At 42.5% G+C, this 13,795-nt stretch carries 16 protein-coding genes; 5 read left to right on the top strand and 11 right to left on the bottom strand.

What is annotated here, in order from left to right:
- Positions 1 to 101: 101 nt before the first annotated feature.
- Together TV75_RS11605 and TV75_RS11595 are read left to right on the top strand one after the other, a co-directional pair.
- Positions 102 to 800, top strand: coding sequence for a diphthine--ammonia ligase (locus TV75_RS11605; protein WP_044338884.1), 699 nt, complete (start codon positions 102 to 104; stop codon positions 798 to 800).
- Positions 801 to 1,082: 282 nt separating this feature from the next.
- The gene (locus TV75_RS11595) at positions 1,083 to 2,654 is read left to right on the top strand and encodes a glutathione ABC transporter substrate-binding protein (protein WP_044339001.1); all 1,572 of its coding nucleotides are present in this window, start codon (positions 1,083 to 1,085) and stop codon (positions 2,652 to 2,654) included.
- A 72-nt stretch (positions 2,655 to 2,726) separates the two neighbouring features.
- Here the strand turns inward: TV75_RS11595 and TV75_RS22535 are convergent, their stop codons facing one another.
- From TV75_RS22535 to TV75_RS11560, 8 genes are all read right to left on the bottom strand, one after another.
- The gene (locus TV75_RS22535; RefSeq protein WP_258549680.1) at positions 2,727 to 2,849 is read right to left on the bottom strand and encodes a hypothetical protein; all 123 of its coding nucleotides are present in this window, start codon (positions 2,847 to 2,849) and stop codon (positions 2,727 to 2,729) included.
- A 142-nt stretch (positions 2,850 to 2,991) separates the two neighbouring features.
- Positions 2,992 to 3,372, bottom strand: coding sequence for a nuclear transport factor 2 family protein (locus tag TV75_RS11590; RefSeq protein WP_044338882.1), 381 nt, complete (start codon positions 3,370 to 3,372; stop codon positions 2,992 to 2,994).
- A 122-nt stretch (positions 3,373 to 3,494) separates the two neighbouring features.
- Positions 3,495 to 3,935 (bottom strand): Dps family protein, encoded by a 441-nt coding sequence (locus TV75_RS11585; protein ID WP_044338881.1) that lies wholly within the window; start codon positions 3,933 to 3,935, stop codon positions 3,495 to 3,497.
- A gap of 203 nt (positions 3,936 to 4,138) precedes the next feature.
- The gene (locus TV75_RS11580) at positions 4,139 to 4,528 is read right to left on the bottom strand and encodes a VOC family protein (protein ID WP_044338880.1); all 390 of its coding nucleotides are present in this window, start codon (positions 4,526 to 4,528) and stop codon (positions 4,139 to 4,141) included.
- A gap of 56 nt (positions 4,529 to 4,584) precedes the next feature.
- The gene (locus tag TV75_RS11575) at positions 4,585 to 5,292 is read right to left on the bottom strand and encodes a M48 family metallopeptidase (protein ID WP_044338879.1); all 708 of its coding nucleotides are present in this window, start codon (positions 5,290 to 5,292) and stop codon (positions 4,585 to 4,587) included.
- A gap of 3 nt (positions 5,293 to 5,295) precedes the next feature.
- A complete protein-coding gene (locus tag TV75_RS11570) occupies positions 5,296 to 5,799 on the bottom strand; it encodes a DUF1456 family protein (protein WP_044338878.1) in 504 nt (167 codons plus the stop codon).
- 265 nt (positions 5,800 to 6,064) lie between these two features.
- On the bottom strand, positions 6,065 to 7,267 hold the full coding sequence (locus TV75_RS11565; RefSeq protein ID WP_044338877.1) for a sensor histidine kinase: 1,203 nt from the start codon (positions 7,265 to 7,267) through the stop codon (positions 6,065 to 6,067).
- Between the two features lie 150 nt (positions 7,268 to 7,417).
- A complete protein-coding gene (locus TV75_RS11560; RefSeq protein ID WP_044338876.1) occupies positions 7,418 to 8,092 on the bottom strand; it encodes a hypothetical protein in 675 nt (224 codons plus the stop codon).
- A 116-nt stretch (positions 8,093 to 8,208) separates the two neighbouring features.
- Here TV75_RS11560 and TV75_RS11555 point away from each other — a divergent pair, with 116 nt between their 5' ends.
- Positions 8,209 to 9,093, top strand: coding sequence for an ABC transporter permease subunit (locus TV75_RS11555; RefSeq protein WP_044338875.1), 885 nt, complete (start codon positions 8,209 to 8,211; stop codon positions 9,091 to 9,093).
- Positions 9,086 to 10,102 carry an ABC transporter permease subunit gene (locus TV75_RS11550; protein WP_044338874.1) on the top strand — a complete coding sequence of 339 codons (1,017 nt, stop codon included), beginning with the start codon at positions 9,086 to 9,088 and terminating at the stop codon, positions 10,100 to 10,102. The genes TV75_RS11555 and TV75_RS11550 overlap by 8 nt, the downstream gene beginning before the upstream one ends.
- A gap of 46 nt (positions 10,103 to 10,148) precedes the next feature.
- Here the strand turns inward: TV75_RS11550 and TV75_RS11545 are convergent, their stop codons facing one another.
- The gene (locus TV75_RS11545) at positions 10,149 to 10,766 is read right to left on the bottom strand and encodes an HAD family hydrolase (protein ID WP_044338873.1); all 618 of its coding nucleotides are present in this window, start codon (positions 10,764 to 10,766) and stop codon (positions 10,149 to 10,151) included.
- A gap of 214 nt (positions 10,767 to 10,980) precedes the next feature.
- Here TV75_RS11545 and TV75_RS11540 point away from each other — a divergent pair, with 214 nt between their 5' ends.
- Complete coding sequence (locus tag TV75_RS11540; RefSeq protein ID WP_044338872.1) at positions 10,981 to 12,003, top strand: serine hydrolase domain-containing protein; 1,023 nt, start codon at positions 10,981 to 10,983, stop codon at positions 12,001 to 12,003.
- Positions 12,004 to 12,166: 163 nt separating this feature from the next.
- Here the strand turns inward: TV75_RS11540 and TV75_RS11535 are convergent, their stop codons facing one another.
- Positions 12,167 to 12,997: a hypothetical protein gene (locus TV75_RS11535; protein WP_052504537.1), complete on the bottom strand. Its 831-nt coding sequence runs from the start codon at positions 12,995 to 12,997 to the stop codon at positions 12,167 to 12,169.
- A gap of 123 nt (positions 12,998 to 13,120) precedes the next feature.
- Positions 13,121 to 13,717 (bottom strand): YdhK family protein, encoded by a 597-nt coding sequence (locus TV75_RS11530; RefSeq protein WP_437176710.1) that lies wholly within the window; start codon positions 13,715 to 13,717, stop codon positions 13,121 to 13,123.
- Between the last annotated feature and the right edge of the window lie 78 nt (positions 13,718 to 13,795).

The following is a 13,795-nucleotide window of genomic DNA, read 5'->3' as shown; positions in this document are numbered from 1 at the left end:
GGTTTGTATGATGTTATCTATAAAGCCCCATCGTGATAGAATGAAAGAAACGATGAAACAAGTTAGAAAATATGAAAAACGATTAAGGAGGAAAGATAAGAATGACAGAATCAAAGGAATGGAAATATGGTGCTCGCGGGCATTCATTCATCACGTCCTTTAGCGGAGGAAAAGATAGTGTGTTGGCTCTATACAAAGCATCGAAGGATGGAGATGCGATCGGCCTGATCGTGATGCTGGAGGAAGAAGGAAAGCGTTCCAGATCCCACGGGATGCCACCGGAGCTTATCCGTGCACAAGCAGATTCAATCGGGTTGCCCGTATTCACAGCAGCTGCCAGTTGGACAGATTATGAAGGAGCCTTCATGACCCTTTTAGAAAAAGCAAAGGAACAAGGGGCAGAAGTGTTAGTGACGGGAGACCTGGATATGCCTGCACATGGCTGCTGGCATGAGAAAGTGGCGAAGAACGCTGGCTTAAAGCTTGGGATGCCTTTATGGGAAATGAATCACCGTGAAGCTGTCGAAGAGTTCGTCAATCTGGGATTTGTATCCATCGTTGTAACGGTTAATTTATCCCTCGGTATGCGCCTTGAAGATTTAGGACGAACGTTAACTCTTGAATACATAAAGGAACTTGAAGCCCGAGGAATCGATCCTTGCGGAGAAGGTGGAGAATTCCATACCACAGTAGTGGATGGACCGCTTTTCAAACAACCTGTTCCCGTTTTAAAAGGTGAGATTATGAAAGACGGAGAGTATGCTTTTTTGCCTTTGGAACTGGATCGCGTCAGAACATAACCTGCATGATAATTGAATCAAGGCTGGAGATCAAATGATTGATCTTCAGCTTTTCGCCTTTTCTGGAGCTCGTTCGAACAACATTGCAGCAATCTTCCACTTGAAGGACTCAGCAAAATCAATCAGTGTTTCTTTCGGAACTTCTGTATCCTCCCTTACCAAAACATTCTCCCAAAAACAAAAGGTCAACAAATCAAAAAAAACGGTAAAGATATCTTAATTTTATATATCTGAAAATTCTTATAATTAAATAAATACGGAGGGGAGGATAAATAGATGAAGATGAAGGTAAGTAGTTTCAGGAGCAGGGTTGTCATGATTGGAATGATGGTGCTGATGTTAGTAATTAGCGGCTGCTCCACCAATATGGGGGCAAATTCAGGTGACCAGGTTGATGGACAGGCTTCCAAGAAAGAAAATAAGTTGGTCATTGCCCGTTTATCCGATGTGGAGAATCTTGATCATCATTTTATGTCCACCATCAATGCGGCAAGTGTAACGCACGGTAAAATTTATGAGGGGCTTGTCGGCAGAGACAAAAATGCCAAAATTAAGCCATTACTTGCAAAGGAATGGGAGCAGTTGGATGATACAACGTGGGAATTCAAGCTAAGAGATGATGTCTCGTTTCATGATGGGACACCCTTTAATGCCGAGGCTGTGAAGAAAACGTTCGATCGTTTAACAGACCCAAAAGTGGCTTCACCTCGTGCGGTTGTATTTAAAATGGTCAAGGAAGTAAAAGTAGTAGATGATCATACCGTTCAATTTCTTTTATCTGAACCTTTTTCACCCTTATTATCCATCCTGGCGAGTCATGAAGGCGGAATCATCAGTCCTAATACCATTGAAAAATACGGGAAAGACATTATCCAAGAACCGGTCGGCACAGGTCCATTTGCGTTCAAGTCCTGGGAAACAGGAAAAGAGATTGTGTTTAATAGAAACAAAAAGTATTGGGGAGAGCAACCAACTATAAACGAAGTGGTTTTCAAAGTAGTACCAGAAGAGACAACGAGAATCTCCATGCTTGAAACAGGTGAAGCCCATATTGCTGAACCTCTTTCTGTGACGATGATGGATTCTGTGAAGGCCTCCAATAATGTTGAAGTATACCGAAGTGAAGGCTTTGGTACCGAGTATGTAGGATTCAATGTACAAAAGGAACCCTTCAATGATGTCCGTGTCCGGAAAGCCATATCCCATGCGGTTGAAATGGATTCCATCATGAAAGGTGTATTTAATAATATTGGAAAAAAGGCAAACTCCTTATTAGGATCTAAAGTCTTTGGCTATCACCCGGATATGAAGGCATATGAGTATAATGTAAATGAAGCCAAGAGGTTACTGGCCGAGGCTGGGTACCCTGATGGCTTCAAAACCACATTGCTTACAATGGACAGTAAGGAAAGGATCAGCCTGGCTGAAGTCATGCAATCCCAGCTCAAAGGAATAGGAATCGATTTGGAAATCCAGATTCAGGAGTATGGCACCTTTGTAGAGCAAGCCACAAGTGGAAATTCAGAAATGTTCATCATTAGTTGGAGAAATGCTACAGGTGATGCAGACTATAATCAATACAATCTCTTCCACAGTAATTCCCATGGGCCTGCCGGAAATACATTTTTCTACAATAATGAAGAGGTCGATCAATTGATCGAACAGGCACGTTCTGAAATGGATCCAGAGAAGCGATTGGAGCTATACGCAAAATCTCAGGAGCTGGAAATGGAAGACGCGGTCTATATTCCGGTTCGGGTGATTGAAAACATGGCTGCGATTCGGAACAACGTAAAAGATTTTTCTATCAGTCCCGCCGGTTATTTGGAAATCAATGATATTAGCATTCAATAACCTTTTTCATCTAAACGATACCATAAGACCAAAAAATGAGAAGTTGCCTAACTTCTCATTTTTTATTTCTATCTATTTATTCTTTCTTTCCTGCGCCTTAATAGCCACCTTTTCAAGACCATCCTGTGCAAATTCCACATCTGACTTTGGCATTGCTTTATTATTCTTAAGGTCTTTATTCTTTTGTTTCGACATTCTTTCACCACCCTATTTGTTTTATTTATATAGTGCGCAAGGTTGGCAATAAATATGAAGCAGCTCGAAATTTCTCCTGGCCAATTGGTGAACATAGAAAAGTCGACTCCCAAAGGAATCGACTTATTTTTTTATGTAGAAGTTAAAAAACCCCATTCTCATTAGGTGAATCGTCCGGGATGGCTTGACCAACATCCCACAACTCAACGATCCCGTCATCCTGGAAGCGGAAAATATGGACGACTGCCCCTCCCAGGTCTTCTGGATTCTGTCTCACATGCGAGTGAACCGCTACTGTTTCACCTTCCTGGATGGCACGTTTGACTTCTAGTATCTTGTCCGGGTTCCCGGCTGCATTCTCTTCCATGGCAGACTTAAGCGAATCTGCATCCCCTGGAAAATACGGATTATGGTGGCGAAAGTCAGGTCCAACGTGACGCTCGTATGCTTCCCGGACGTTTCCTGATGCCACAAGTTCCAGAAATGAGATTGCTCTTTCTTTATTCGTGAGTGAATCATTCATTTTCATCATCCTTTCATTTCAACCGTGATCTTTTCATTTTATAGGAAAAGGAGCGAATGGGCGAATGAATGTCCATGATGTTAAAAAAAGCATTGCCCCTTACAGGTCAATGCTTTCTCGTCTTATCGTGTATTGAATGCATTCAGCATCCAAATATGCTGTTCGAGTGAAGTTTTAATCCCGATGAATAAGTCTGCTGTAGGCTGATCCTGAGATTCCTCTGCAGCTTCAATGATCTTCTTAGAATCATTCACGATTTGTTTAAAATCGTTTACTAACGCGTCCACCATCTCAACGGCCGACTCTTTTCCATTAGATTCTTCAATGGTAGCCGTTTCAAGATATTCTTTTAATGTAGCGATTGGCTTCCCTTTGATCGTCAGTATCCTTTCTGCCACTTCATCAATATAATTTCCTGCTTCGTTGTAGTATTCTTCAAACTTCTCATGCAGGGTGAAGAATTCCGGACCCGTTACATACCAATGATAATTGTGTAGTTTTGTATAAAGGACATTCCAATTTGCAAGTTGTTTGTTAAGTGCCACGACTAATTGTTGATTCATGTATGCTCTCTCCTTTTGTCTGTGTTATAAATGTATTATATCCTTATTTATAATTATTATCAATTAATAAGTATTATCGATAAAATACGTTACACCCTTATTCTTTCCACTGATATAGATAACATACGGCATCCCCTAAAAACAAAACCAACAGGAGCATGACTCTTTTTTGAGTCCATCACTCCTGTTGGTTTCATAGGAAATTATAGATCTTTTTGTTCCACATTAAGTTCAATCAGATTACCGTCTGGATCGGCGCAGAATATTTGGGCGAACCCACTTTTTGATTGTGGTTTTTCGAGGGTTTCCACTTTGTTTTCTTTTAACCATTGGAGAGTATCATAGTAGTTCTCCACTCTAAGGGCGAAATGACCTTCCCTGCTGGATAGGCGCTTATCCTGACGTATGGTCTGCGACGAAGGATCGACGATTAAGTGGAGCTGCTGTCCCTCTATTTCATACCAGGCGCCTGGAAAATCAAAATCCGGACGCGGTATTTCGTTTAAACACAAAGTTTTTCCATAGAAATCTTTTGCTTTTTCCAAATCTGTCACCGTAAGACTGACGTGATGAAGACACGTATATTTAATCATACCCTTCACTTCTTTCTATTCAACTATTTAAATGGGACAAGGTGCCTGTACCACCACTACACCGTCATCTTCCAACTGGACAGTGCCAGCCATTGTTCTTTCTCTTTATAGTCGGGCACGATTTTCCCGACGAGCCGCCAGAAGGACCGGTCGTGATTGAGGTGGACCATGTGGCACATCTCATGGACCACGACGTAGTCGATGACGTCCAGGGGAGCCATGGCTAGCTTCCAGTTGAAGGTAAGCTGCCTCCTCCCATCACAGGTTCCCCAGGTTGTTTGACTGTCTGTGATGCGGATGGAACGGGGCTTGGTTTTAAAGTGACGTTGTTGGACCGCAATGCTTTTCTCTACCAATGCTTTGCACTGTTTGTAGTAAAAACGTTTTAACGCCTGCTGGATTCGTTCATCCTCAAGCTCTTTCACTTGGATAAGCAGTGTTTTCCCGTCAAATGTGACATGATCCTGAGTGACCGACGGATCGTGTTGAACGTGTATGGGAAAGTTCTTTCCCAGATACAAAAAGGGCTCCCCATGGTCATAGGCCTTCTCTTGCGGCCCATTCAGACGATCCCTCATCTCATTCGATTTCTCCAGGATCACACCCCATTTATCCTCAAGCAGCCGGATCACCGATTCATCCGGGGTCCCTTTAGGTGCGTGGACCTCGATATGTCCACAGGTATCCAGATAGATGCCGATGGAGGTCCTGTTCTTATATTTGATCTCAAACTGTATGGTCTCACCAGAATAAGTATGGTTCATCTTTTATCCCCTGTATCGGATGGCCAATCCTTTTAAGAAATTCCGTGCATACCGGTCACCGCACACTCTGTAATTGTTGTGGCCTTCTCTTCGCATAATCGCTCCCAGTTCGCCTTTTGTAATCGTCACTCCAGCCAGATCCAAGATCTCGATCATATCCTCACTTGTTAACGAGAGGGCGATTTTCACCTTTTTTAATAGAAGATTATTCACATGTTCATACGTCAATTCAGGTCGTTCCGTCTGTCCCGGTTTTGGCCCTCTTTTAAATGTAATGAAGCCGTTCAAGAATGACTCGAACATTTCATCATCACATGGGATATGGTCTTCATCCTCAAGGATATCGTCCTCGAAATCATCACTGTACTGTGTTTTCGTGAGAACCTTCAGCACTTCTTCCTTTGACAGTTCAATGCCACCAAGTTTGAAGATCTCAACCATTTCTGTATTTTTAAGATCCAATGCATATCGTAATCGAATCAATAGATCGTTATTATTTAGGTTCATATGTCAACCTCCTGAGATTTTCCTATCACTAAAATATTAGCTTACCATTATAAGGACATGTTTAATAGTATAGCCTCAATGAAAAAGAAGCTTACCTGATACAGATAAGCTTCTTCGGCATCTTTCGATCAATGGACCGCTTCAGCAATCCTCTTCCCCTTAACACAATTAGCAAAGAGAAACCGGATGAAGGGCCCCATGATGACAAACTAAAGAGGAAGGTCCGTCCCTCAATGCTTTAATGCGTTGAGGGACGGACCTTCTTTTAGTTAGGAACAAGGGGGAATTTTAATGTGACCGTTGTTCCATCTCCCGGACCGCTGTCAAACTGTATGTTTCCGTTGTATTTCTCCACAATGTTGAAACAAATCATAAGACCCAGACCGGTTCCTTTACTCTTCAAGGAGTAGAATGGAGTCCCCAGGTTCTTGACTTCTTCCTTACTCATTCCACGTCCCTTGTCTATAATTTGAATCCAGACATGGCCTTTTACTTTGAAAGCTTTTACCTTAACGGATCCACTATGTGGGGAGGCTTCGATGGCATTTTTAATTAGATTGATGAAAAGTTGTTTTAACTCAATGGAATTGGCGGCCACATGACAATCGTTTTCTACGTTGAGATCAATGGAATTATCATTCAACAGACCGTACATGTTGAGGAGTTCCGTTACATCTTGCAGAACCTGTTCAACATCGACGTTGTCCACCTTCCCCCCTTTTTCGGGCTTTGAAACGGACAGGAATTGGGAAATGACATGCTCCGCCGTATCGAGTTCATTGATCATAAGGGAGAAATTCTGCTTTTGGCTTTGGCTGAACGCGGAATCTTCCATATAAAATTGAAGAAATCCATTTACGACGGTCAAAGGATTCCTGATTTCATGGGCGACAGCTGCCGCCAACTGCCCCGTTGTCCTCATCCGCTCAGCATGCTGAATCTGTTCATAATACACACGTTGCTTCTGGATTCTCAGATTCGTTAAATGGAAGATGAAATACAGTAGGACCTGACTTGCCAAGAAGTTCACTACATTCCCTACTAAATCTGTGTATATGTATGGGTAATCTTGACCCTTATCCACGAACCCGATATAACCGAATGTAAACAGAATGAAGGCAAGATTGATCACAAGAGAAAAATAAAAAAGCCTTTTGTCAAAAAAGAGAATGGATAGGGCAGGAATAAAACAGAGTAAAACAAACTCTGCCCACGTTTCAGGATATAAGTAAAACAGGATGTAAAAATAACCGGTTGATGAGATGACCGTCATGTACCTCATCCACGCATTCTCATACCACGGATAGACCAATAGACAGATAGAGATGATTGCGATCATCACTCCATGCACCGCGAATCGTGAATTCACAGGGTTATCCACCAGCAAGCCCGCTAACATCAGGATGATGATGAACAAAACAATGATATAATAGTATTTCTTATGTAATGGACCATTAAATTCTTTCATTAAAATTGCTCCCACTAGAAAAATCTATTTCTGTAATTCTATGACATTCTAACTATCTGTCATATTCCGGGAAAAGTCAATCACTGAAGGAACGTTTGGTAAACGTCCATCTACCTCCAAAAATCACCACCTCTTGATAAAAAGAGGCATCTACGATTCAACAGGCACTAGCTCCAATGTGACATCATCACCATCCCCCTCGTCAGATAGCATGATGTTGACGTGTTTGATATACCTGGGCACGACATCATCCAAGAATTCATTTTGAGTGGGCATGTCAATCGGAATCATCCCAGGCAGGTCCTCAACACTTTCACTTTCTGTCACAAGCTTCTGTTGCATCGATTCTTCAAATCTCGTTGGTGCAAAAATCAATTCCAACAGATAACTTTGTGGATAATCCGGTCTCTCCAATCCACTTGATTTGAATGTTCCATCTTCCCGGATGCTCATATAATCTTCAGAAATGACTTTCGTATAAGGTTCTGCTTGATAGTCTTTGATGTCTGTAACTGAGGCATCTTCGGGATATGCTCTCAGTCTGACATAGAGAGTCACATCCGGTGGAAGGGTTGAATCTCCCTCTACTAGCATACTGGTAGAATCCAATGTGACGGTTGCATTGAACGTATAGGCTGGTTCTTCTTTTTCGTCAGAAGCGGACTTGTTTTCAGTACCTTTTTTTTCTGCCTTTCCAACGCTACCATCATTTTTAACCATCTGCTGCACGCTGCTTTTATCCTCTGAAAAGTCCAGTCGACAGGCTGTTAATATGGTAAGGGCAAGGAGAATGAACAGGTAAAGGATTCTTTTTTTCACGTTCATATCGGACACCTGCCTTCAGGTTAGTAGTCAGAATTTTGTTTACAAATTCATTTACATATTGTAACATGAGACATGAAAAAATTGTATGAATTTGTAAAATATTGTGGAGGGATTTAATGAAAAGGGTTGTGGATTCGTCCTTTCATTTTTTTATTGTGGTTGCGGGATTATTTTTACTGAGCGGTGTCGGGTCGCTTCTAGCTTATGATACGCAGCTGGTCGTCACGGTCGGTTACTATATCCATCAATTGTATGATGCCATTTTCGATCTGATGGACCCGTCTGCCATCACGGTTTACTTGGGAGAACAGAATCGACCATATTCCCTGATCAACGCAGCTCTGGATACATATGGATATTCGTTTATAATCCTGATCAGTTCGTTTTTCTTTGCCCTATGCTTTTCCGTATTGGTAAGCTACATCATTATGTTATCTTCACGGAGTGGTTATCGATTTTCTATGAAACTCTTGAATGTACTTGATGCACTACCGGATGTTTTCATCGTCGTATCATTCCAGATCATCACCATCTGGTTATATAAAAGGACGGATATTCTTTTCTTCAATATCTATGCCATCCATGATGAACGTACCTATTTTCTGCCGATCGTCTGCCTTTCCATCCTACCGGTTGTGTTCCTTGTAAAGCAGTTTTTGTTTCAGTTGAAAGAAGAAGAGAGCAAACCCTATGTAGAGTTTTCCCTGGCGAAAGGATTCAGGAAATCATATACGGTGTGGTTTCACCTGTTCCGTAATGTATGGATCCATTTCTTCCTTCACTTAAAGCCGATCTTTCTCCTGATGCTATCCAATTTACTTGTCATTGAAATCCTGTTTAATATGAATGGCTTCATGATGGTGTTATTCAGGGCATCCACTAGTTCAGCCGCTGCCTTTTTTCTTGGGATGCTTCTGATTTTCGTGCCTTTCTTCATCGTTTTTCAAACGGGGGCATTTATCCTGAAGAAATGGTTAAAGGGAGGAGAGTATCATGTCTAGGAAACTTGTAAAAGGGTTATCGGTTCCTGTATTCGTCATAGTGACGATGATCATCACTAGCTTCCTGATTCCTGTATGGTTTCCGGATTATGATGCAGTCGTAAATTATTTAAAGGATGAAGACGGAATACTCATTGCCGCCCCTCCTTTTTCACCAAGTGAGATGGCCCCTTTAGGCAGCGACCGTCTCGGCAGGAATTTCTTTCTATTATTATTGGCCGGTGCGAAGTATACGATTTTTGCTGCCTTGTTCATTGCTTTTCTGCGAATTGTATTCGGGTTCATGTTTGCCATCGTTTACACATTTGTACCGTCAATCGTCGGGAGGTACGTTAAAGGCTTGGGAGAGTCCTTTCAATATGTCCCTCTTGCCATCGTCGTATTTGCCATGCTGATTCCCTTAGAAAGCTCGTTTGAGCCTGGGTTCCTGCCTTCGGGAGAGTACTTTGTCATTCAATTATGTGTGATTGCCATCATCACAACTCCTTCCCTCGGTACCTACCTGGGGGAAGAGATGAAACTTTACATGAATCAGGAATTTATCGACGTATCCAGGACTATGGGAGCCGGTCGATTCAGTATCATGAGGAGACATCTTATCCCGCAATTTATGAGGCATTCCATCGTATTGTTTTCCGAGCAGGTGGCACAAGCCCTATCCTTACTAATCCAGCTTGGAATCATGCTCATGGCCCTCGGCGGTTTGAAGATAGCTGAGTTTGCCTTCACGGACCTCGACCCAAGTAACCCAGTGTATTTCTCGGAAACGAATGAATGGTCCGCCACCATCAGTATGAATATCCAGCTTATTTTCTCTAATCCCCTCCTGGTCCTTGTTCCACTGACCTTTTTCTCCCTCATCATTCTGTGCGTAAATAGCATAAGCTCGACGCTTCGGAAAGTGTTCATCGAGAGTGACTATTTTATGGTGAAAGTGAAGAAAGTTAAAGAAGTCAAGGAAAAAACAACCAGCACTGCTTCAACGGATTTGTTTACGCTTAAAAGTTAACATATAAAAAGGAGACGCCCATGGACCAATCGGCGTCTCTTTTTTATCAATACAGTTTCAGCAACTCATCAAACGAATCAATGGCTTGCGTATATTCTTCCACTTCCCCAAATCCATAGCGGGCATAGACAAATGGAATCCCCGCTTCCTTTGCAGCCTTTTGGTCCCCTTCTGTATCTCCAACGTATACTGGATCCTTTAAATAGTTTCGCTCGATGATCAATTTGATATTTTCACCTTTTGAAAGTCCGGTCCTGCCAGGGTTTTCATAATCTTTGAAATGTTTATCCAGTCCGTGATAGTCATAAAAGGCCTCTATGTATCCGTCCTGGCAGTTGCTTACGATAAACAGCTTATACTCTCTAGACAATTCTACAAGCACCTCTTCAACATGATTGTATAAATTGCCTCCGTTCTTGCTTAAGTGTGGAATTTCATGGCGGGAAAGATCTTTCAAAAGTTGCTCCCGCTCCTCTTCATTCAATTCAGGGAACAATATCTTCCCGATTTCTTTCATTTGAAGCCCCATGGTTCCCTCAAGATGCTTCCTTGTTATACCATCTTTTAACTGGTTATGATCGTTGATAACGTTGTTCCATGCTTCTAGAACGGATTCGATGGGATCCCAGAGTGTACCGTCCAGGTCGAAGATGATGCTGTCCATGATTGGTTCCTCCAATTCATTCTTGATAGGGGAAAATTGTCATTGTATGTAGTATAACAGAAATGTTCAGGCAGATTGGTTATTTCCTAAGCTCTATAAAGGGTCGCTTGATTAGTGGGACAAGGTGCCTGTCCCCGATGTCCCACTAAGGAAATTTATGTTAAAATATTCAAATAGATAACTAGAGTCATAGACTATATTGGGGGAATATTCAATGAGCAAACATATCAATCTGTATAACCTGATACATGAAAGTTGCAAAGAACTCGACTTCTCAGGTGTCGTCCATGTCAAACAAGGAACAGAAGTATTATCGGAAAGCGCCCATGACTATGCGAATCGATCGGATCGCCTTCCCAACACTACGGGTACACGATTCGGGATTGCCTCTGGGAGTAAGTTATTTACTAGCATAGGGATAGGCCAACTAGTTGAAAAGGGGATACTCTCCTTCGACACCCGTTTAAAAGATTGTTTGGATATCGACTTTCCTCATTTTGATGACGGCGTGACCATCCATCATCTATTGACGCACACGTCAGGCATCCCGGATTATTTCGATGAAGAAGTGATGTCTGACTTTGAAGAGCTGTGGAAAGAACGCCCGGTCTACCATATGAGATCCCTTAAGGACTTTCTTCCATTCTTTCAAACAAGTCAGATGAAATTCACACCAGGCGATCGATTTCATTACAACAATGCGGGATTCATCCTATTGGGATTGATCATCGAACAGCAAACAGGGAAGCCTTTTACAGATTACATAGAATCTGAGGTTTTCCAGAAAGCGGGCATGGGAAGTTCAGGATATTTTTCATTGGACTGCCTTCCTTCCAATACAGCAGTGGGGTATATAGAAGAAGAGGATACTTGGAGAACCAATCTCTACTCCATCCCTGTAAAAGGCGGGGCTGACGGCGGGGCGTTCATCACTGCCTCGGATATGATGAACCTTTGGGAAGCTTTATTTGCTTATAAACTAGTAAATGAAGAAACGACGGGGAAGCTGCTGACCCCTCATGTCCATGTGAATGGAGAGGTCCACTATGGCTATGGAATCTGGATGAATCTAAGGAATGATGAAATCTACAAGTTCCATGTGATGGGGTATGATCCCGGAGTCAGTTTTCGTGCCTCTTATTATCCTCAGCTTGACTTGAAGCTGTCGATTCCATCCAATAGAGACTCGGGACCGTTTGAAGTGACGAAATCCATTGAGGGATTTTTCGGGATCTAATTTTATTAAATGATAGGCTTCATCGTCCGGCATTCCACTAACAAAGAACGATGGAGCCTCCCTTCTTCAGCTGCTTCAAGTGAAATATATCCTACCTCCCCATATTAAAACACCCAGCGCAACAATGGTTAAAAGTAAGACTAGTAAAGCCGACTTCTTCGTTTTAACTATCATTTAATGGATACAGAGGATATTCCCATCTATGTGTGCATTCCTCCAGCAAATAATAGCCCCTCTCTTCATCCCGCACGATACGGGTGCATTGCTGTCTGGGAATGGCTCCCTCATCATTGTCAGCCGTTATTTCGATCCAGGGCTGATCCGTTGCTTCATCATAATGCGCCACTAATCGATTTCCATTTACGTTGATGGTGTCACCGCTCTCCTTACTCTCAAGCTTCGTCATGAACGATTCAATATCAGACGTGATGTCTTCTGTCCTTCCGGAAGATCTCGAGGAATTCAATGATAGCTCTTTTATCCCTTGCCATGTAGAGAACCGAACGGTATCATCAGTGATCCATTCAGCCGTACCCAAGCCTAAAGCATCTTCAGCACCCAAACCCGTTGGATGATCCTTGCCTTGAATGATCAATTTTATCGTTTGATCATCAAGGTGCTTACCGATAAAACCGAACGATGTCTTGTAAAATTCATAAAGATACGTGGTTTCACCCAGGGTGAAGGAACGGTATTCTATGGTCACAGACTTATTTTCCGGAGACTCGATGGTCGCATATTGGTTCTCCATTAGCCAGACCATGACACTGTGTATGAGCAGGGCCGGTATGCTCACGGTTAAGAAGGCGATGGTCCACCCCTTATGAAATCTTGAACGAAACCCGATGACAGCCAGTACAATGATATTCAATAGCATCGGAAACACAAATCCCGTGGGCTTCAAGAAAAGTATGTAGTAATCCATCAGAGACATGATGATCAGTAGTGCATCCACTGACCCTAATAGGATCAACACCCGTTTTGTAAGGCTCATGGGTATTCCCCCTTCTCTCCTAATTATTTCAAATATTTAAGATTCCTTCAATTCTTTGTTGCACAAAAAAGAGCCTATCCTTTTTTAGAATAAGCTCATGCATTAAGGTTTACTAAACAACCTTTATTCAGCCGGTGACAACTCGCTCTCTGTCACCCATTTATGATTCTTTACCTCTTCCCCACCTGTTACTGGTGTGAAATCCACCATATACACCGTCGTCTCTTCAACGGAATCAATTGTCGCGGTTGCGCCTTCCATCCCTTTCATGTGATCGGCGTTCAGGACGACTTCATCCCCAGATGAATAACGTTCCTCACCATGATCGGCAATTTCTTCATGAATAACCCATTTATGATCTTCCACTTTTTCTCCACCAGTGGTAGGTGTATAGGAAACGGTATAGACGAGGGTCTCGTAAGCACCTGTGATTGTGGCTTCGGCTCCCTTCATCCCTCCCATATGGTCATCTTGGATGATGGCTTTACTTCCTGCTGCATAGGTGGGATTCGCCGCTTCCTTTAAGCCTTCAGGTACTTCCCCTGAACTTGAGTGATCCATGTCACTATGGTCCATCCCGTCCATTTCTTCCTTCATTTCCTGGCCATTTCCGTCTTCATGTCCCATATCCTCTTCATTATTGGAGCAGGCCCCCAATAGGAGAAACAGTGCTGTAAAGAGTAACAGGATCGATTTTTTACTATTTGTAGTCATGGTCATCCTCCTTTTATCTTTCCACTAAAGTTTATCCTGTAAAATTGCAATTTATATGGAGAAACTGACAAGAACCATGAAGAA

This window comes from Rossellomorea aquimaris (assembly GCF_000935355.1).
GTDB classification, from domain to species: domain Bacteria; phylum Bacillota; class Bacilli; order Bacillales; family Bacillaceae_B; genus Rossellomorea; species Rossellomorea aquimaris_B.
Note: the sequence above shows the minus strand (reverse complement) of the source record. Positions and strands in the feature narration are given on the sequence as shown.

What these genes read in the sequence shown, in the direction of transcription:
- TV75_RS11605 (WP_044338884.1), top strand. Translation starts at nt 102, where the DNA reads ATGACAGAATCAAAGGAATGGAAATATGGTGCTCGCGGGCATTCATTC.
- TV75_RS11595 (WP_044339001.1), top strand. Translation starts at nt 1,083, where the DNA reads ATGAAGGTAAGTAGTTTCAGGAGCAGGGTTGTCATGATTGGAATGATG.
- TV75_RS22535 (WP_258549680.1), bottom strand. Translation starts at nt 2,849, where the DNA reads ATGTCGAAACAAAAGAATAAAGACCTTAAGAATAATAAAGCAATGCCA.
- TV75_RS11590 (WP_044338882.1), bottom strand. Translation starts at nt 3,372, where the DNA reads ATGAATGATTCACTCACGAATAAAGAAAGAGCAATCTCATTTCTGGAA.
- TV75_RS11585 (WP_044338881.1), bottom strand. Translation starts at nt 3,935, where the DNA reads ATGAATCAACAATTAGTCGTGGCACTTAACAAACAACTTGCAAATTGG.
- TV75_RS11580 (WP_044338880.1), bottom strand. Translation starts at nt 4,528, where the DNA reads ATGATTAAATATACGTGTCTTCATCACGTCAGTCTTACGGTGACAGAT.
- TV75_RS11575 (WP_044338879.1), bottom strand. Translation starts at nt 5,292, where the DNA reads ATGAACCATACTTATTCTGGTGAGACCATACAGTTTGAGATCAAATAT.
- TV75_RS11570 (WP_044338878.1), bottom strand. Translation starts at nt 5,799, where the DNA reads ATGAACCTAAATAATAACGATCTATTGATTCGATTACGATATGCATTG.
- TV75_RS11565 (WP_044338877.1), bottom strand. Translation starts at nt 7,267, where the DNA reads ATGAAAGAATTTAATGGTCCATTACATAAGAAATACTATTATATCATT.
- TV75_RS11560 (WP_044338876.1), bottom strand. Translation starts at nt 8,092, where the DNA reads ATGAACGTGAAAAAAAGAATCCTTTACCTGTTCATTCTCCTTGCCCTT.
- TV75_RS11555 (WP_044338875.1), top strand. Translation starts at nt 8,209, where the DNA reads ATGAAAAGGGTTGTGGATTCGTCCTTTCATTTTTTTATTGTGGTTGCG.
- TV75_RS11550 (WP_044338874.1), top strand. Translation starts at nt 9,086, where the DNA reads ATGTCTAGGAAACTTGTAAAAGGGTTATCGGTTCCTGTATTCGTCATA.
- TV75_RS11545 (WP_044338873.1), bottom strand. Translation starts at nt 10,766, where the DNA reads ATGGACAGCATCATCTTCGACCTGGACGGTACACTCTGGGATCCCATC.
- TV75_RS11540 (WP_044338872.1), top strand. Translation starts at nt 10,981, where the DNA reads ATGAGCAAACATATCAATCTGTATAACCTGATACATGAAAGTTGCAAA.
- TV75_RS11535 (WP_052504537.1), bottom strand. Translation starts at nt 12,997, where the DNA reads ATGAGCCTTACAAAACGGGTGTTGATCCTATTAGGGTCAGTGGATGCA.
- TV75_RS11530 (WP_437176710.1), bottom strand. Translation starts at nt 13,717, where the DNA reads ATGACCATGACTACAAATAGTAAAAAATCGATCCTGTTACTCTTTACA.